The organism is Serratia sp. OLAL2 (assembly GCF_002752475.1).
Lineage (GTDB): Bacteria > Pseudomonadota > Gammaproteobacteria > Enterobacterales > Enterobacteriaceae > Serratia > Serratia bockelmannii.
The window spans coordinates 1-16,889 of record NZ_MSTL01000002.1 but is presented as its reverse complement, the minus strand read 5'-3'; the positions used below and the strand labels follow the sequence as shown (position 1 = coordinate 16,889).

The 16,889-nt window shown below is 48.2% G+C and carries 16 protein-coding genes and 1 pseudogene; 9 read left to right on the top strand and 8 right to left on the bottom strand.

Features of this window, described 5'->3' with window-relative positions; genetic code table 11:
* Positions 1-108 precede the first annotated feature (108 nt).
* Together BVU99_RS02120 and BVU99_RS02115 are read right to left on the bottom strand one after the other, a co-directional pair.
* The gene (locus tag BVU99_RS02120) at positions 109-855 is read right to left on the bottom strand and encodes a sulfite exporter TauE/SafE family protein (protein ID WP_197769051.1); all 747 of its coding nucleotides are present in this window, start codon (positions 853-855) and stop codon (positions 109-111) included.
* Positions 842-1,738, bottom strand: a complete 897-nt coding sequence (locus BVU99_RS02115) for an oxidoreductase (protein ID WP_047739400.1) — start codon at positions 1,736-1,738, stop codon at positions 842-844. Before BVU99_RS02115 ends, BVU99_RS02120 begins: the two co-directional genes overlap by 14 nt.
* A gap of 75 nt (positions 1,739-1,813) precedes the next feature.
* Here BVU99_RS02115 and BVU99_RS02110 point away from each other — a divergent pair, with 75 nt between their 5' ends.
* The 3 genes from BVU99_RS02110 to BVU99_RS02100 all read left to right on the top strand — a co-directional run bounded on the left by BVU99_RS02110 (position 1,814) and on the right by BVU99_RS02100 (position 6,797).
* A complete protein-coding gene (locus tag BVU99_RS02110; RefSeq protein WP_099817083.1) occupies positions 1,814-2,698 on the top strand; it encodes a MurR/RpiR family transcriptional regulator in 885 nt (294 codons plus the stop codon).
* Positions 2,698-3,555: a DMT family transporter gene (locus BVU99_RS02105; protein ID WP_047740689.1), complete on the top strand. Its 858-nt coding sequence runs from the start codon at positions 2,698-2,700 to the stop codon at positions 3,553-3,555. The genes BVU99_RS02110 and BVU99_RS02105 overlap by 1 nt, the downstream gene beginning before the upstream one ends.
* 467 nt (positions 3,556-4,022) lie before the next feature.
* Complete coding sequence (locus BVU99_RS02100) at positions 4,023-6,797, top strand: winged helix-turn-helix domain-containing protein (RefSeq protein ID WP_047740687.1); 2,775 nt, start codon at positions 4,023-4,025, stop codon at positions 6,795-6,797.
* Here the strand turns inward: BVU99_RS02100 and BVU99_RS25390 are convergent.
* Both BVU99_RS25390 and BVU99_RS25265 read right to left on the bottom strand, forming a co-directional pair.
* Positions 6,774-7,268 (bottom strand): MFS transporter, encoded by a 495-nt coding sequence (locus BVU99_RS25390; RefSeq protein ID WP_323808333.1) that lies wholly within the window; start codon positions 7,266-7,268, stop codon positions 6,774-6,776. The genes BVU99_RS02100 and BVU99_RS25390 overlap by 24 nt on opposite strands.
* Positions 7,202-7,960, bottom strand: a complete 759-nt coding sequence (locus tag BVU99_RS25265) for an MFS transporter (protein ID WP_227505319.1) — start codon at positions 7,958-7,960, stop codon at positions 7,202-7,204. The genes BVU99_RS25390 and BVU99_RS25265 overlap by 67 nt, the downstream gene beginning before the upstream one ends.
* A 172-nt stretch (positions 7,961-8,132) precedes the next feature.
* On the opposite strand from BVU99_RS25265, the gene BVU99_RS02090 reads away from it, so the two are divergent.
* Positions 8,133-8,939, top strand: coding sequence for an SDR family NAD(P)-dependent oxidoreductase (locus BVU99_RS02090; protein ID WP_099817082.1), 807 nt, complete (start codon positions 8,133-8,135; stop codon positions 8,937-8,939).
* 235 nt (positions 8,940-9,174) lie between these two features.
* Positions 9,175-10,093, top strand: a pseudogene (locus BVU99_RS02085) (hypothetical protein).
* Between the two features lie 573 nt (positions 10,094-10,666).
* On the opposite strand, the gene BVU99_RS02080 reads toward BVU99_RS02085, so the two are convergent.
* The 4 genes from BVU99_RS02080 to BVU99_RS02065 all read right to left on the bottom strand — a co-directional run bounded on the left by BVU99_RS02080 (position 10,667) and on the right by BVU99_RS02065 (position 14,240).
* The gene (locus BVU99_RS02080) at positions 10,667-11,023 is read right to left on the bottom strand and encodes a helix-turn-helix domain-containing protein (RefSeq protein ID WP_040206012.1); all 357 of its coding nucleotides are present in this window, start codon (positions 11,021-11,023) and stop codon (positions 10,667-10,669) included.
* A gap of 112 nt (positions 11,024-11,135) precedes the next feature.
* Complete coding sequence (locus BVU99_RS02075; RefSeq protein ID WP_012539941.1) at positions 11,136-11,999, bottom strand: HlyD family secretion protein; 864 nt, start codon at positions 11,997-11,999, stop codon at positions 11,136-11,138.
* Positions 11,996-12,211 carry a DUF1656 domain-containing protein gene (locus tag BVU99_RS02070; RefSeq protein ID WP_004899298.1) on the bottom strand — a complete coding sequence of 72 codons (216 nt, stop codon included), beginning with the start codon at positions 12,209-12,211 and terminating at the stop codon, positions 11,996-11,998. Before BVU99_RS02070 ends, BVU99_RS02075 begins: the two co-directional genes overlap by 4 nt.
* Positions 12,201-14,240: an FUSC family protein gene (locus BVU99_RS02065; protein ID WP_099817081.1), complete on the bottom strand. Its 2,040-nt coding sequence runs from the start codon at positions 14,238-14,240 to the stop codon at positions 12,201-12,203. Before BVU99_RS02065 ends, BVU99_RS02070 begins: the two co-directional genes overlap by 11 nt.
* Positions 14,241-14,316: 76 nt before the next feature.
* Between BVU99_RS02065 and BVU99_RS02060 the strand changes: the two genes are divergently transcribed.
* The 4 genes from BVU99_RS02060 (at position 14,317) to BVU99_RS02045 (ending at position 16,756) form a co-directional block, all read left to right on the top strand.
* Positions 14,317-15,123 carry a helix-turn-helix transcriptional regulator gene (locus BVU99_RS02060; RefSeq protein ID WP_040206914.1) on the top strand — a complete coding sequence of 269 codons (807 nt, stop codon included), beginning with the start codon at positions 14,317-14,319 and terminating at the stop codon, positions 15,121-15,123.
* Between the two features lie 599 nt (positions 15,124-15,722).
* A complete protein-coding gene (locus BVU99_RS02055; protein WP_032936812.1) occupies positions 15,723-15,908 on the top strand; it encodes an AlpA family transcriptional regulator in 186 nt (61 codons plus the stop codon).
* Positions 15,909-15,969: 61 nt separating this feature from the next.
* Positions 15,970-16,557, top strand: a complete 588-nt coding sequence (locus tag BVU99_RS02050; RefSeq protein ID WP_047740678.1) for a DUF2857 domain-containing protein — start codon at positions 15,970-15,972, stop codon at positions 16,555-16,557.
* On the top strand, positions 16,547-16,756 hold the full coding sequence (locus tag BVU99_RS02045) for a TraR/DksA family transcriptional regulator (RefSeq protein WP_047740676.1): 210 nt from the start codon (positions 16,547-16,549) through the stop codon (positions 16,754-16,756). The genes BVU99_RS02050 and BVU99_RS02045 overlap by 11 nt, the downstream gene beginning before the upstream one ends.
* Positions 16,757-16,889 lie beyond the last annotated feature (133 nt).

The following is a 16,889-nucleotide window of genomic DNA, read 5'->3' as shown; positions in this document are numbered from 1 at the left end:
TGTTCATTTCTAATAGCTTGTCAGACCCATCATCCCACCCCGTCGCTGCCTGTAGAAAGCTGTTATACGATAACAACACGCTTGCCCCGTCAGCCCTGGCGTGCCATTTCATTTAAGAGCAAGGATCATCCCTACTGCCCCAGCTACGAGAACGGCATCAATGAGAAGCTCGAACGTGTGCGTCTGGAGTTTCTGGACGAGACGTTTCGCAATCATCGAACCGACGAACAATGCGATGCCGATGGCAAGTCCATGTGTGAGGACAGGCTGTGCGAGTGCGCCCGATATACCGAACGTAGCTAACTTGCCAGCGTAGAGCAGGATTGCGCTTGCCGCCTCTGATCCCAGAAATACGCCGCCACTCATTCCGTAGCCGGTGAATACTGGCACACTGAGCGGCCCTGTAGAGAGCACGAATCCTGTCAGAAACCCGACAATCGCCCCGGCAAAACTCATGTGCCAGAGATTCAAGTGGAGGTTCGATCGTCTGATGAGACGGCGCAGCGGGATCATCGCAAGGAAGAAAGCTGCCAGGAATACCTCCACTGTGCCAGGAGAAATCGTAAGTAACGTGTGCGCCCCGAGAACAGCCGCAGGAACTCCCGCGAACGAATAGGCAAACACCGGTCGCCAACGAATCTCATGCCACCAGACAATCACCCGTCCGATGTTGCCGAAAAGGGAGGCGATCGCCATAACAGGCACTGCAATCCTTGGCCCGTATATGGTGACGAGGACGGGGAGCATGATTAGCGACGAACCAGTGCCGACGACACCGCTGAGCACACCGGCACCGAGGGCCAGGCAGAAGAGAAGTAATAGCGCGATCATCTGCCTGGGATCAACCTGGGCCATCGCTAGCAGCCGCAAGAAGCGGCACCAGGATGTCGCTGACAGGCGTTGGAATGCTGTGAACCCGGCCGCGACGCGCAATGACACCGTTGCGGATATCCCATTCGAGCGGTCGGCCTGCTTCTCGATCCGTAAGGATGGAAGTGCTCATGTCTGCGGGAGCCGCCCGGAACTTGTCGAGGATCTCCTGCGGCACTTCGTCGCCGAGTTCTGCTCCTTCTGCCCGTGCCACGGACAGACATTCCTGTAAATAAGCCAGCGTAAGCCTGGCGATGTCAGCGCGGGCGAACATGCCCGAGCGGCGGTGCGTGAGCGCCATGAGTCCAGCCACCGCGTTCTGCATCAGTTTGCGCCAGGCCAGGGAGCTGAAGTTTGCGGCCAAATCTACGGAGCACCGCGTGCCTTGTAGCGCTTTTGCCACTAAGAAGGAAGCTGACGTGTCTGGAAGGCTCAGGCGCGCGTCGCCACGCAAGCGTACTGAGCCATCTGACTGCGCCTGTGCGGGAAACCACACGACTGCGGGGACAATCTGTCCGGGCAGAGAGTACGTCGCGAGCCTGTCCAGCTGTTCGACCCCGTTCTGAAGCACGCATACAACCGTCTCCGGGCCGGTCAACGCCCTGAGCCATTCTGCTGCCGCGTCGATTTGTGTGGACTTGACTGCCAGAAAGACAAGATCGGCTGTGCGAGTAATTTGCGCCGGATTCGTCTGTACCGGACCGGGTACGGTGATAAAGCGGTCGCCGTCTTGCAGGGTCAGGTGATCGCGGGGAGTACGTCCACACAGCAATGGTGTGCGGCCGACTTCGTGTAACGCCGCCGCGACTGTGGTGCCGATGGCACCCGGACCAACAACAGCGACAACCGTCTTGATTTCAGTGTTCATGATGCGGACTCCTTTTAACAGAATCTACTTACGTGATGGTTGTGCCCTTCGCAAAGGGAATGTAATATATTACACATGAAAAATGAAAATGGTAACAGAGTTTCAGAAAGCGAGCAGCGGTTACAGCAATGGCTTGGCAGCATTCACGCCCGAAGCGGCGACCTCACTGCAAGTGAGGCTAAAGTTGTCGATCTCCTGCTTGTCGATCCTTTGTTTGTCGGTACAAGCACGACAGCACAGGTTGCCACCCGCGCAGGTGTATCACCGCCGACAGTAATACGCGCTGCACGAGCGATTGGGTTCACCGGGTTCACTGAACTTAAGATAGAGATTGCCCGGGCTCGTGGTACTGCCCGGTTCTTTGCACCGCCTGAAGTTCTCACAGCGGATGCGACGTTGGCATCGGTGCTGGAAACATCAGTTCGTGCTGGTGCAGACGCGCTGACTGCGCTCAGTGGTGCTATTGAAATCTCCGCCCTTGATGAGGCGGTCGATTTAATCCAGAGCGCACGCCAGGTATTTGCATTTGGTGCCGGCCCCTCTGCGACGGTTGCCGCTGATGCTGTATTTCGTCTGCGGACGGCTGGTGTGATAACCATCAGTATCCAGGATTATTTATCAGCGATGATTGCTGCCCGCCTACTCGGTTCAGGCGACGTGATGATCGTCGTCAGCTCGACAGGTCGCACATCATCCACACTCGCCGTTGCTGATGCCGCATCCTCGGCCGGAGCATCGCTTATCGCAATAACTAACCAGTACGATACACCACTGGCGACACTCGCCAACGTTTCGCTCGTGGTTGGCGGAGCGCCATTACCGGCACAGATGGCCGCTGCCGGCAGTAGACTGGCCCAGCTAGTCGTTATTGATACGCTGGTCGCTGCCCTCACTCTGCGGGATAAAGAACAAAGTCGCCGGGCTGAACGAGCGGGTATTGATTTGCCGGATATGTCCTGATGCAGTTCAGCACGGTTGCGATGATTCTTACTGCTTCAGTAGCTCATGCAGTATGGAATATAGCCTCAAAATACAAGAAGGAAGACACACTTTTGTTCGTCTGGGCCTACAGCTGTGCCTCAGCATTGTTGTGGGTTCCGATCAGCCTCATTCTGACAGTTGAGGGACAACAGGAGCTCGACTGGCGACTCGCAGTCGGGGCAGTTATCTCATCTGCGCTTCATATCGCTTATTCTCTAATCTTGCAGGCTGGCTACGAGCGCGCCGAACTTGGTGTTGTTTATCCGATTGCCCGGGGGAGCGGACCGGTTCTGACGATACTGTTTGCAACCCTTCTGATGGGGGAACGGCTTTCAGCAAGCGCTTTACTCGGCGCGCTTCTCGTTATCGCTGGTATTTTCGTTGTCACCGGCAATCCATTCAGGAGCGGAAGCCGGCCACTTAAAGGAATGATATGGGGGGCAGCGACAGGCACCGCCATCGCTGGCTATACCCTCTGGGATGGTTATTCGGTAATCTCTCTGCACCTGGATCCAGTTAGTTACTACGCCAGCACACTCCTGCTACAGAGTCTTATTCTGACCCCTGGTGCGATGCGACGACGGTATCGAATCCCAACGGCTGTACGTGTAGATAGAGTTCCGATCCTTATCATCGCTGTATGTTCTCCACTTGCCTACATCCTTGTGCTGACAGCCATGCAGAGCATGCCACTGGCACTCGTCGCTCCTCTCAGGGAAACATCTATTATTGTCGGCTCTCTTCTCTCGTACTGGTTGTTTCGTGAAAATCATCTGGCACGCCGGATTGCCGGTGCAGTGGTGGTGCTGACCGGCATCGCAATAATTAGCCTTTGATCGCTTCGTTGGATGCCAATTGTCGTCTCATTGTCAGCGTGGATCGTTCGTCGATATACTCTGTTTATGGTACAGGTATCAAGTCCGCTTCCTCTGTCTGTGGCTGTTAGCGCCATTGAGATAAGACTGTATATACCGCCATCAGTCCTAGTATTGGCATCCCGTACCACCATTATTTAAATGTTCTATGGACACACGCTGTTATTTGAAGGTTAATCCCTGGTCGAATGATTATCCATGTGAGTGCTTTTCCAGCCAGGCCTGATGGGATATGGCTGGCATAGATAGTTCAGTTTTCATCACCAGTTTGATCGCAAAGCTATGCCACATAGCACTATTGGCTTTATAATCATTAACGGTAAAAGTGGTATTGAATAGTGATACTCCTATGCAACACATTCAACATGTAGCCTGATTCTGATAACCGCTTTCGTTAGAAATGGCTTACTCCATAGCGAGAGTTCGTGATGCTCAAAACAGAAGATCTCAACACTATGATATCAATTGATGAGATTCACTTTGCTGACTGGCAAATCTGGCCACAGCTAAGGATTCTGTTACATCGGGGTAAGCCAGTAAGAATTTCTGCCAGAGCTTTTGATGTTCTAGTTGCTCTGGTGAGTGCCAGAGGTAAAGCGGTAAGTAAAGAATCTTTACTTACGCAAGTGTGGGGAAATGAAATCGTCGAAGAAAATAATCTTCAGGCACAAATTTCAGCTATACGCCGCATACTGGGACATGACCGCCATCTACTGGTTACTGAATTTGGTTGTGGTTATCGCTTTAATATCAACAAATCGCCAACTGAACCGCTCTCTAAATCAAAAATACCTGAGCCCGCTATTACCCCTTTTCTAGCGTCGATTCTGGGGCGTGATAAAGCTGTGCAGGAATTATGCGCCTTATTGGATCAATACCGTCTGGTGACGATTACAGGCTCAGGGGGCGTGGGTAAGACTCGTCTGGCATGGGAAGTCGTCAGTCTTACACACACGCATTTTCCTGATGGAATATGTGTGGCTGAACTGGCTCATATCACCGAAGCATCCAGCTTGCTATCCGTTATTTCACAAGCGCTCCATCTTCCATTAGCTGCCATTCATAATGATGCCGATTTACGGCAACAGCTTGCACGGCGTCGATGTTTACTGCTGATTGATAACTGTGAACATGTAATTAATGAACTTGAACCAGTGATTACGTTGCTCCTGCACCTAGCTCCCCATATCAAACTGTTGTTGACCAGCCAGGTAGCGTTGCAGGTTGCCGGCGAGCAACAATATCTACTACCACCATTACAAGTTCCTGAGAGCGAAGAGGCTGATACCCACGAGTTACTGACTTTTTCCAGTGTCCGCCTCTTTATCGAACGCGGGCAGGCCAATCGACATGATTACCATCCATCAGCCAGCGAACTGTCTTTGATTGGCGAGTTATGCCGTCATCTTGACGGTCTGCCGTTGGCGATTGAACTTGCGGCCTCCCGTCTGCCAGTCATGAGTGTCAAAGAGATCTATAGCCGACTGGAAGACCGTTTCCAGCTATTGAGCAATACGCACAGATCTCTGGAGCCCAGACATCAGAAAATACTGACCGCGCTGGAGTGGACTTATCAGTTGCTCAACACACGTGAACAACGATTATTTTGCTCTCTGGGGATCTATACCGATATGTTCAGTGTGAAATCAGTAAGCGACCTTCTGCTGATTAAAGACAAGCATCGCTGGCAGGTTGTTGACGATCTGCAAAGATTGCTGTCTTTATCCCTGATTCAGGTCAGTACTCAGGTACCAGAGACCCGTTTCCGCCTGCTGGAAACCATGCGCCAGTTCGCATGCGATAAACTCAGGCAACAGGGTGAATATACTGTTCTTGAGGCCCGTTTTGCCGACTATTATAAAGTTATGGTAAAAGAGGCCCAAGATGATTGGTTTATGCTGCCAACAGGACAATGGCGTGAACGTTATAGCCATATACTTAATGATTTGCGGAGTGTATTACAGCAAACGTTGATTGAGGGAGCTGCTCCCTCTAAAGGGCTTGAGATCTTACAAGCTATGACCCCTTTTTGGATTGAATATTCACTATACGATGAATGTCAGCGCCATATTTATCCTCTGCTTTATGAAAATACTTCGCAGGTAGTATTAACGCTACGCCAGAGAATGAATCTCAGCGCTGTAGCAGGTAAGGCGTCAACCTGGGCAAAAGGCCCCACGCCTGAAACACATTCAGCCTGGAAAACCGCGCTGACAATTGCAGAAAAGCTCGACGACAAAGAAATACGTTTACAGGCACACTACGGATTATGGTTGTATTATCTGCGTACTGGCGAGTTGGATAAAGCGCTTGAGCATGCGCAATCTATGTGCGAGCTAGCACGGTCCATTACCGACGAGGAGGCGATGGCAACCGGGCTGCGTATTCTCGGTGTATCCCTGCATTTTTTGGGCCGTCATGATGTAGGGCGTGATTATCTCCAGCAATCTCTTGATTGGTATGAACATGGTGAATTAAGCCACTCTTTCCGTTTTGGTCTTGATCAAGAGAGCGCCGGTCAGGCCTTTCTGTCTCGTTTACTCTGGTTACAGGGTGAGTATAAGGCCGCGAAACAGATGGCATGGCGCGGTGTTAAAAAAGCCGCTCGTTTGCAGCATGTCTGTTCTCTTTGCTGTGCACTGGCTGAAGGCGCTTGTATGACAGCAGCACTGGATCGTAATCCGCGTTGGGTTATAAAGGTCGCAAACTGGCTGATTCATCTGGCAAAAAGGCATGATTTATATTTCTGGAAGACATACGGCGAGCTGTTTCTTGTTTGGGCCAAACAGTTCAGTCATACCGATGTTAGTCAAACCACACTGTTTAGCTCGTTGCGGGCGATGGGATTAGACTGGCAATATTCCCCCTTGTTGTCAGAAATTGATACCGGGGTATCACTGAGAGCCACCCGCCAGGATCATGAAAACTGGTGCACGCCTGAGCTGATGCGTCTTTCTGCCACTCAATTACCTCCTCAGAAACAACGCCTGCTGTTGGAGAAGGCCCTGGACAAAGCGCGCCAGCAACAGGCTCATGGCTGGGCCCTCCGTATTGCTTATTCATTGGCGACATTGCAGGCTGAAGCTGGGGAAAAATGGGCTGCTAAGCAATTGATACAGGACGCTTTACATGATGTTGAAGACTCAGACAATGCGACGGATGTAAGAAGTGCTATTGCGCTATGTGCCCGAATAGGGGCCTGAATATTTACGTCTTACGGCTATCAACATCCCCATGATCACGAGTCCGCCCCCTGCTGAAGAAATCAGCGCCCAGCTATGAGTTGTCTCCCATAACCAGGTGGCAGTCAGTGAGCCACATGCTCCGCCAATAAACATAACGCACATAAATAATGTATTAAGACGGTTTCTGGCATCCGGACGCAAAGAATAAATCGTGTGCTGATTAGCTATCAGTACACATTGCTCACCCGTATCCAGTAGTAGAATGCCCACCACCATACCCACAATACTGTTCCATCTCCAAAAAACAGTCCAGGCTAGCAGCATGAGTATCACACCAAAAACAACCATTCGGAATGGTCCCTGCCGATCGCTGAAACTTCCCGCCAGAGGCGCACACAGAATACCGATTAACCCCAAAGCAGCTAGGGTGCCGTTATCCCTGCACCGTAATCGTAGCGATGAGCTAACCAGAAAGGGAGCACGGTCCACAGCACGCTGAAGGAGGCAAACAGCATTACTTGTGTAAGAGTTGCACCACGCACCTGCGGCTCGTTTTTCCACAGCAGTCCTAATGAACGTAATACCGCCAGATAGTTAAACTTTGGCGTTGACAACGACTGAGTAGGCAAAATGCGTAAGATGAAAAATATAGCCAGCAATGTCATGATCGCTCCGGATAAAAAGACGCCACGCCAGCCGACATACTGACCAATAAGGCCTCCGATAGCCCGGCCAGCAAGGATACCTGCCAGGACACCGCTCATCACCGTACAAACGGTTTTACCTCGTGCAGAAGTTCTTGAGAGCGAGGCGGCAAGCGGCACTATCTGTTGAGCTACTGTTGCAGCCATCCCGGTAAGGAAGGAGTAGAACACCAACACTGTCGCCGTTGGGGATAACATCATGCCGATCATTGCCAGGAAAAGCACCTGCGCTTGACGCAGGATAAGCCGCTGACGTTCAATATAATCGCCTAGGGGTATCAGAAAGAATAAGCCCACCGCATAGCCTACCTGGGTGACCATGGGGATCAAAGAAACAGCTCCCCATTCATTGGGAAATGATCCGGCAATTAAATTCAGGACAGATTGATTAAAATAAATATTAGCCACAACAATACAACAAATAATCCCCAGCATAAGAATCCTGGTAGAAGAAAGCTCGTGATTGTCCGAACGCATTGACCACTCCTGGCACTAAACTCAATATTGTCTGGAGTATAAGCAAAGGCGACACCCAACTCTTTGACCGCTTTTTTCAGACATCTGAATTCTGATGCACAAGCTCCTGAAAAAGAGATTTGTTACTAATACTGCTCATGTTATTGACTGTGCTTAACTTGAGGAGCAACAAATGGATTTAAAACTGACTGGAAAAGTGGCTCTGGTAACTGGAGCCCGTACCGGAATTGGTTTCAGCATGTGTGAAGAATTGGCCATGAATGGTGTGCATTTAATCATGGTGGCCAGACGAGAACCTGAGCTGATTCTTGCTGCGAAAAAAATTTCAGAGAAATACGGTGTTTCGGTGCTGCCTATTGCCGGGGATGTGACTGATCCCAAACTACCTTCTTTAGTGGTTGAACAAGCGGAAAAGGTTTTTCAGCGTATTGATTTACTGGTGAACAATGCCGGAAGAGCCCATGCGGGCACGCTGTTAACCACTTCGGAAGAAGACTGGCAGATAATGACTGAGACCAAATTCTCCGCCATGCGACGTTTTTGTAAGGTAATCATCCCCGGGATGCAGAGACGAAACTGGGGGCGTATTGTCAATATCTCATCCATTGGCGGTATCTACCCTAATCCGCAACTTACCGTCTCACACGCACTGAGCGCCGCTATCAACAACCTGACCCGTAGTTTAGCACTTAGCGTGGCTCCGGATGGCATTCTGGTCAATGCGATCGGAGTGGGTGCTGTCGCGACGGATAACTGGGCGCAGAACATGCTACCGAATGTTCGCAATCGTCGTCCTGAACTAGCTGACAGAACAGACGAAGAGGTAATGGCATTACTGGGTAAAGAGAAAACGCCTGTGGGCCGCTTTGGACTTCCTGAAGATATTACTGCAATTGCTGCGTTCCTACTTTCTGGGAGGAATCAGTTTGTTACTGGACAGACAATTGAAGCATCAGGCGGAGCAGACAGATTTATGTAATGTCTTCCATTCAACTTAAATAATGTTTGAGGATTGAATTAGTTTAACCTGATATTTGTTCTTCTTTTCAATCACTGCGAAATATGAGGCCGGACATGGGGGGCTGAAACGCTAAGAAGCCCCCGCGTCAATATAACCCAAATATTATAACGTAATAGATCCCGCACCATGAAATTAATCTCACTGGAAAATTCATGGTATTTTTTTAAAAAAATAGAAATAGAGGCAAACCACTATGTCAAAAAAACAAACACTATCAAATACAAACTATAGTTCGCCTGACTGGCTGACTATCCGTGAAGCAGTCGAAGTGATAAATAAAAAAGGACTGAAAATTAAAAAAAAGTGACATTTACAGGTATGCATTACATGGCAGCATTCATCTCTCTATTTACTTTCAGTCGCCAATTACATTACGAAAAATACAGAGGTCGGGCTACAAAGTAAGGCTCAGACCATCTGATACGTCATCAATAAATCGTTTATGCCTTCTTGACAAAAAAGCGTTTATTGAAGGACATAATTTTATTGTTAGCACTACTGGGAAATATATCATTCCCACAGAGAGAGTTATTGACACTCTATTGATTGGATATGAATATGTTCTAGTACAAAAATTACTTGCCCAATCTCTTAAAATACCATTACCTGTAACAGGAGCTATTGATTTTAATCATGGCATAACAGTTAGCTTACAAGGAGAACCATTTCAACTATTCGATAAAATGACATGGGAAGAAAGAATAACACAAAAAATTATGCAACTCCCTAAAAACATTTCACCAGATGTACATGAAGATATATTCTCAAAGAGGATAAATAACTACCTGGGGAAAGAGTATTTCCCGGCTCATATTTTACCTCGGGATGCCTGGTTTGTTATTCGACATGCTGAACTTGATAAAGTCATTGACATCATAACCAATAGCAGAGTGCCCCCATTATCTGCGACGCGAATATCAACACCACTATCTCGTTTTTTCTGGCTGGCCTGTAAAAACAATGAAGTCATCCGTCCATTAATTAGTAAACCGTACAAACTACTATCTATTTTCGAACAATGGGCATCTGACGAAGGCATTACCGACAGGCTCAGTGGTGATACGTTAAAAACTGCACTCGTACGCGGTTCCCCCACATCAATGTCGGATTGACGCAAGTGAATTTTACCAAACCCAAATGTCCGTATTAAGGACTCTAAAATCAGTAATACGGACATAATTAGTTTTTTTGACTCTTTTTTCCTTGTCACCTCAAGGGATATTATATTTCTGCATTACGGGTATAAATACATATCATCAATTACCAAGCATTAGAAATGTAAAAACAAAACAGTACTTAAATGCTCACAGCCCCACATATACATAAAAACCACTCCTTATTCAAGGAGGATTTAGCCGACCTGCATAGGTTCGATCGAATCCAAAATGCGCAAAATAGATTAACCTTATTTTATCCAACCATTAAATACACACATGGGTTCGTAATTACATTCCAATTAATGAATCCAAAACTTACTCACCAATACATTACACATGTAAAAACACGAAAACATACATTGCACAGAAAGACTTAGATTCATTTACAATGAAATAAATGAGTGATTTCATTTCGTTCAACAAATCTATAACTGAGGTACTAAGACCATGATTACTAGATGAACCCGTCCGTAATCCAGATAGTTACTAACGATTTAAAAACTCATCCTTATGATACGAGTAATTACCTTACTCCCTAGAAGACTTGCTTTTAATATTTACGGCATTTTTTCTATACCGGTGCGGTGGGACATTATACCTTTTCCGAAATGCCCTGGTTAATGATTGCTGAGAGTCAAAGCCAAATCGCATCGCGATATTTATCAAAGGTTCATTTGTTGTGATAACAGCCTCTAAAATAAGACATAATTTTTTCTCTCTGATAAAACCTCCCAGGCTCTGCCCTGTTTCAGAAAAAAACAGTCTCTGCAAATGCCATTTTGAATATCCGGACCTGATAGCCACATCATCAATTTTTAGTGGCATCTCTATATTTTTGCTTATCCAGATAATTAAGTCATTTACAAAATCTTTTCTGTTTTTCATAACCGAAACCTTAGAATTACTCTACTAGAAATACATTTTCATCAGGCATATAGTTCAAGAGCTGACAATCCCTAAGTTCTGCATAAATCCTCAATAGAAACCATACTTTTTATTATGGTGTGATGGATATACTCGCAGACAGTCCAGCCACCAATTCAACTCCCTCCGGCAATCTGTCAATATGAATCCGAACCGGGATACGCTGCGCGAGCCGCACCCAGCTAAAGGTTGGCTCGACATTAGGCAGGCCAAGCCCCCCGGTCTCGTCATTGTTATCATCTATTCCGCGCCCGATACTCTCAACATGCCCCGTGATCACCGGCTTAAATCCCATCAGCGTAATGTGTGCAGTATTTCCCGTGCGGATATGTTGCAACTTAGTCTCTTCAAAATAGCCAACCACCCAAAAACTATTGGCATCAATGATGGAAAGTTTAGTTTCTCCCGCTGTGGCATAGTCACCAGGGCGAAGCCGCAAATGTGTGACATAGCCCGTAACCGGAGAGCGAACAATAGCATGCGATAAGTTAAGCTCTGCAAGGTCCAGCGCAGCCAGTGCACCGTGGTAATTAGCCGCAGCGACGCTTGCTGCGCTGGCTGTTTGTTGTAAATCCTCGCTGGAAATCACCCCTTTAATCTGAGAGCGTCGCCTCGCCGCATCCTGGCGCATCAGCATTTCATGACGTTTCGCCTCAACATCAGCCTGGGCGCTGACCACTGCCAACCTCAACCAGTGCGGGTCAATGGAATAGAGCACATCGCCCCGATTAACCCACTGATTATCGCGGACGGCCACATTCAGAACCGGTCCAGAGACATCCGGCGCAATCTGGACCACATCCGCACGAACCCGACCATCGCGGGTCCAGGGAGTTTGCACATAATGTTTCCAGAGAATAAAAGCCAAAAGCGTAGCAACCGCCACAGCGCTGAGCGTCAGCAAATAGCGGCCCAGTAGAGAAAGTAACGATTTCATTTTAAAAACCCCAGTTCGGTCAGTCCCTGCAACAACAGGTAAAAAGTAATAATAAAGATGGAAAAATCGATCATCGGGCGAAACGGCAAGCGACGGTAACCCTTGCTTAGCGAGAAAAGCTGCACGAGTAATAGCGTACAGGTGAGCGCGACGAGGGAAATTAACAGTAGACCGGGTACAAAAACGCCCTCAATATTGAAATCATTGATCATCGGCATGCTCCATTTCCTGAGTGCTTAATGCGCAGTACAGATCAACCAGTTGATTAACATGATGCCGCGATAGTTCATCTGCTACGGACAGGCTACGCTCAGTCAGGCTGACAATCCGTTCAAGTAAGGTGTTAATATCCGTCGAGTGTGTAAGACAAGTGAGAACCTCTTTTATTTCTTTGTCTGCATGCGCATCCCATCGGCGTAATCGCATTACACACAGGCCTATACGCAGGGTGTGCAAAAGATGATTCAATGCCTGTTCTGATGACTGTCCGCTGCGCGGCAAACGCGGCAGTATCAACGCAGCCCGATCGATCATCAGGTTGATCCAGAGAGTTTCATCAGTATTCAACACACCTTTCACGCTGCGGTTAATATCGCGCTGGCATAATTTAAGCAGGCGTTTTATTGCCGCATCTGCCTGCACAGTCTGCAGAAAGCCCATGCTGAATACCGCAAAGCCAGTTGCAGAAAATAATGCGATAGAGGTATTCACCGCCACGGCAAAATCCCCGCTGTAATGAGCACCCAGCTCGCACAAAATAGGCAGCGTCAGTGTGATCCCCATCGCCATAAAAGTAGTGGGCGGCCGTGCCTGGAGCGATCCGGCAAGCAGATATACCGGAGCTAGAACCACTACCAGCACGATAAAATCACTGACTTGCGGTAGGAGAACGAAGCTGTAGATCAGGCTTATCACAACTCCCCAGAGGGAACCAATGATGTATTTCACAATATGCGGGGCAGGCGTATCGAAGCTGCCAAACAGTGTGCAACAAACGCCAAGGATAGATACTGCCGTACCGCCATCAGGCCATGCCGAGAAAATCCACACCATGCAGCCGCTCAAAATGATGGTGAAAGCGCCCAATGCGGTGCGGGCAGCAGTAAGAGGATCGCGGTGGAATACATACCCTTTCATGTCATTCATTTCTGAGTGCGCAGGCATCTGATTCGCGTGATGAATGGCATCCGAAAGACGATAGCACTGCTGCACGAGGACAATGGCCTCTGTCAGGTAGCGCATAAAACTTACATGCAGTGCTTCTACAAACGTCAACTCATGTACGACATAGCGCTGCAGTAATTTTTCACTGCGTTTTTTGAGCGCTTCCCCCTCGCTTTTAAATTTTCCTTCATCTTTGCAGGCCAGCCAGACCTCAACATCATCCATTAAAATTTGCACATCGAAAGGTATCTTCGCTATCAGCGCTAAACGGTCACGTAACTCACAGTTAACAATGACTAATCGCGCAAGCCTGTCATGAAGCCTTTTTCTCGCTTGCCGGACCGGTACAGAGAACGCAAAATCATAAGGGATATGATGGCTGATGCCCTGCAGGAACTGCAATGCCAGTGCCATATGCAGCGGCGAGGAAACAGGATCGGGTTTGCCTGTTAAAGTCTCTGCGATACGCTGTCGCGCCGCGAGCAGCGTCTGCGATAATTTACTGTTGAACTGACCTGAGATGCGCGCGGGCAATACATAGCGATGAATAAGTGCCGCGCAGAAGATACCGATCATGATTTCCTGTACCCGAGTGATAGCGATGTCAAAAATCGCGCCAGGATCGGATACAGCAGGGAAGCCAATCAGACTCGCAGTGTAACCAGCAAGGACAAAACCATAGGCCCGGGGCGTACGTTCCAGCAAGGACAGATAGAGGCAGAATGTAATCCAGCCTGCCAGTATCACGCTGCAAAATACGGGTGAATTCACGAACGTGGGTACAATTAATACCGTCATGCCAGCGCCAATTACCGTTCCCACCAGACGATACAAACTTCTGCTTAGCGATGCTCCGACGGAGGTTTGGGAAACAATATATACGGTGATAATTGCCCAGGAAGGCCGCTCTAGGCCAATTGATAATGCAATATAGTATGCGAGCATCGCAGCGGTAAAACTCTTCGCCGAATAGAGCAGAGCGTTCGCATCATTCAGTAGTGAAGGAGAAGCCATACCGCGAAGACGATGGCATATCGTGTGTAAAAAAATGAAAGTAACTCGCGTTAATTTTTTCATGCCGGAAATTATTACCGGCTTGCATATCCACTTAAATACTCTATTCTGTCAAAAAATACCTAAATGTTGCCAATCTATGTTGCCCCCACTCGCCAATACGCTGTTCGATCCGGATACCACCTCCTGCCCCGCAGTCGCGCGTCATTTGGATTTTGTCGATTACGCGGCCGAAGTGCCTGTGCATACGCACCGCAAAGGGCAATTGATTATTGCCCTCTATGGAGCGGTCATTTGTCGCGCCGAAAATGATATCTGGATCGTGCCGCCTGATTGTGCCGTCTGGATCCCTGGGGGAGTGCCGCACAGCGCAAAAGCTACTTGGAATGCGCATCTCAACTATCTTTTTATCGAGCCTGGAGCCGCCGAGCTGCCGGAGCGATGCTGCACTCTGGCCATTTCTGGTCTGATCAAAGAACTCATTGCCCGTTTAACCCACGAGGGCGTCGGATACCCACCAGAAAGCCATCTAGCCAGACTGACCAGAGTAACACTTGATGAATTAGCCACCATGCCTCAGCAGAAACTGAGCCTCCCTGTGTCGTCGCATCCTAAAATCCGCGCCATGGCCGATGCTCTGGTCAGTCAACCTGATGACCGAAGCACATTCAAAACATGGGCAAAAAGACTGGCGCTTAGCGAGCGTTCTCTCGCGCGTTTAATGCTGCGCGAAACCGGGTTGACGTTCGGACGCTGGCGTCAGCAACTGCAACTGATAATTGCTCTCCGGGAACTGGCCAGCGGCGTTTCGGTTCAGAATGTTGCAGCTAATCTGGGGTATGAATCGGTTAATGCGTTTATCACCATGTTCAAAAAAACCATGGGCAGTACACCAGCACACTATTTTGCCGAACGGAAAACAAGCGCACACTTAACCGATAATTAGCGACATCAAGTTTTCCAAGAAACCAGAGGTGAGTCATAGAGCTGCCATATCCGTCTTCCTGTGCGGGGGATCACACTACAGAATCTTTACCGCATGGAACCTCCAGCCAGGACTTTATTGCCTCAGCCGCCTTAACGATAACAAGAATCAAAGGACGGTATTATATCTGTTGGATCGGTCTATACATGATCGGGAAGCACAATCAATTCAGCATTGTGTTAAGGAAGTAGTTGAGCATATATGTTTCGACCACACAGAACACTTCTATGGCGATGCTTCATAGCGCATTACCACCAGAGTGGTAACGCCCCCCTGACTGAAATTCACAATGAATGTATTTAACCGCATCTTTTTATTGTCCTCATTATCACGCTAAGCCATGACACCATTGCAGCAGCGAAACGCTGAAAACTACACAGCAGCACAACTATCCTTCTCCACATCCTTATACAACTAATAACGTATTATTTATTCACTACAAAACCGTACTAAGGATCTTCCCATCAGTAATAAGGTGCTATCGGCTTTTCCTAAGCTTACTGCTGTGTTCTTTTATTTTCTCTGGACATGCACCAGTCATTCCACAATAGGAGAATACAATGACATCACATCAGTTATTACGTTTAAAACAGGTCGAAGAAAAAACCGGTTTGAAACGCTCTCAAATTTACTTGTATATGAAAAATGGTTCTTTCCCACGTTCAATAAAAATTGGCCCGGCCAGTGTGGCCTGGCTCGAATCGGAAATTGATGAATGGATCAATCTTAAGTTAGCCGGACGTTAGATCAGTTAAAAATGTCCGTTTATTTGCTCAACTTTTCCATATAGCTTGAGGAGATAACAGAATGATTCCATTAATTAATTACACCATCTTAACTGATGCATTGCACGCTCTGAAAGAAGGCAATATTCGTCACTGTGAGTCCCTCGGATTCACGTTCGAAGAAATGAATGCTCTTAATCAGTTATCACTCGATGAACTGTTTGCTGTCAGCCGGGCGGCGGCTCCCTTTGTTTCGGTCAGTGTCCGCCATGATGTTCTGCATCATTTATTGGCGCAGGCCCGACAGGAATACCGACAGCAGCAGCAGATTAACCGGGCTATCCGGCTGGGCGGTTCTATCGCGTTGCTCAACCACTACTTTGGCCTGACGTCTAATGATGTCTGCCTTCAGCGACGGTTGCTGGGTGTCAGCGTGCCATATGGACGTACACCTGAGCCGGATGAAGAGACAGATGCCGAGATCTGGCGGCAATGGCAGAAGTGCCGGGTGGGCAACCTCGAATCGCCTGACGCACTGATTGCCATGATGCAGGTAACGGAAGCCCTGAAGCGTAAGGTCGAAGGGCTATCACTCACCATGGTCTGGAAACGTATCGCACTGTGCGAACAGGACGCTGCCGCTGACAGGAGGACGCCACATGCCGGATGAGATCGACCGCGATCAGGAATTTAATGAGCAGCGACTGGAGGAGATGATTGAACAGAATCGTTTTAAACCTGGGTCAGAACCGTCATTACTCCACTGTCGTGTATGCGGTAAACCCATTCCTGAAAAGCGACGACAGACATTGCCGGGCGTAACCACGTGTACGGAATGTCAGGAAAAACTTGAGCGCCGTAAACGTTAATCATGGCAACAATGACGTGCGAAGATATTATTTCTCTGCACGTCCTTATCATTCTCATTAAATTTAAATGAGTCTCTATTTTCTTTTTTATACTTTTATACTTTTATACTTTTATACTTTTATACTTTTATAC

Coding starts and splice junctions, on each gene's coding strand:
- BVU99_RS02120 (WP_197769051.1), bottom strand. CDS start 855: ATGGCCCAGGTTGATCCCAGGCAGATGATCGCGCTATTACTTCTCTTC.
- BVU99_RS02115 (WP_047739400.1), bottom strand. CDS start 1,738: ATGAACACTGAAATCAAGACGGTTGTCGCTGTTGTTGGTCCGGGTGCC.
- BVU99_RS02110 (WP_099817083.1), top strand. CDS start 1,814: ATGAAAAATGAAAATGGTAACAGAGTTTCAGAAAGCGAGCAGCGGTTA.
- BVU99_RS02105 (WP_047740689.1), top strand. CDS start 2,698: ATGCAGTTCAGCACGGTTGCGATGATTCTTACTGCTTCAGTAGCTCAT.
- BVU99_RS02100 (WP_047740687.1), top strand. CDS start 4,023: ATGCTCAAAACAGAAGATCTCAACACTATGATATCAATTGATGAGATT.
- BVU99_RS25265 (WP_227505319.1), bottom strand. CDS start 7,960: ATGCGTTCGGACAATCACGAGCTTTCTTCTACCAGGATTCTTATGCTG.
- BVU99_RS02090 (WP_099817082.1), top strand. CDS start 8,133: ATGGATTTAAAACTGACTGGAAAAGTGGCTCTGGTAACTGGAGCCCGT.
- BVU99_RS02080 (WP_040206012.1), bottom strand. CDS start 11,023: ATGAAAAACAGAAAAGATTTTGTAAATGACTTAATTATCTGGATAAGC.
- BVU99_RS02075 (WP_012539941.1), bottom strand. CDS start 11,999: ATGAAATCGTTACTTTCTCTACTGGGCCGCTATTTGCTGACGCTCAGC.
- BVU99_RS02070 (WP_004899298.1), bottom strand. CDS start 12,211: ATGATCAATGATTTCAATATTGAGGGCGTTTTTGTACCCGGTCTACTG.
- BVU99_RS02065 (WP_099817081.1), bottom strand. CDS start 14,240: ATGAAAAAATTAACGCGAGTTACTTTCATTTTTTTACACACGATATGC.
- BVU99_RS02060 (WP_040206914.1), top strand. CDS start 14,317: ATGTTGCCCCCACTCGCCAATACGCTGTTCGATCCGGATACCACCTCC.
- BVU99_RS02055 (WP_032936812.1), top strand. CDS start 15,723: ATGACATCACATCAGTTATTACGTTTAAAACAGGTCGAAGAAAAAACC.
- BVU99_RS02050 (WP_047740678.1), top strand. CDS start 15,970: ATGATTCCATTAATTAATTACACCATCTTAACTGATGCATTGCACGCT.
- BVU99_RS02045 (WP_047740676.1), top strand. CDS start 16,547: ATGCCGGATGAGATCGACCGCGATCAGGAATTTAATGAGCAGCGACTG.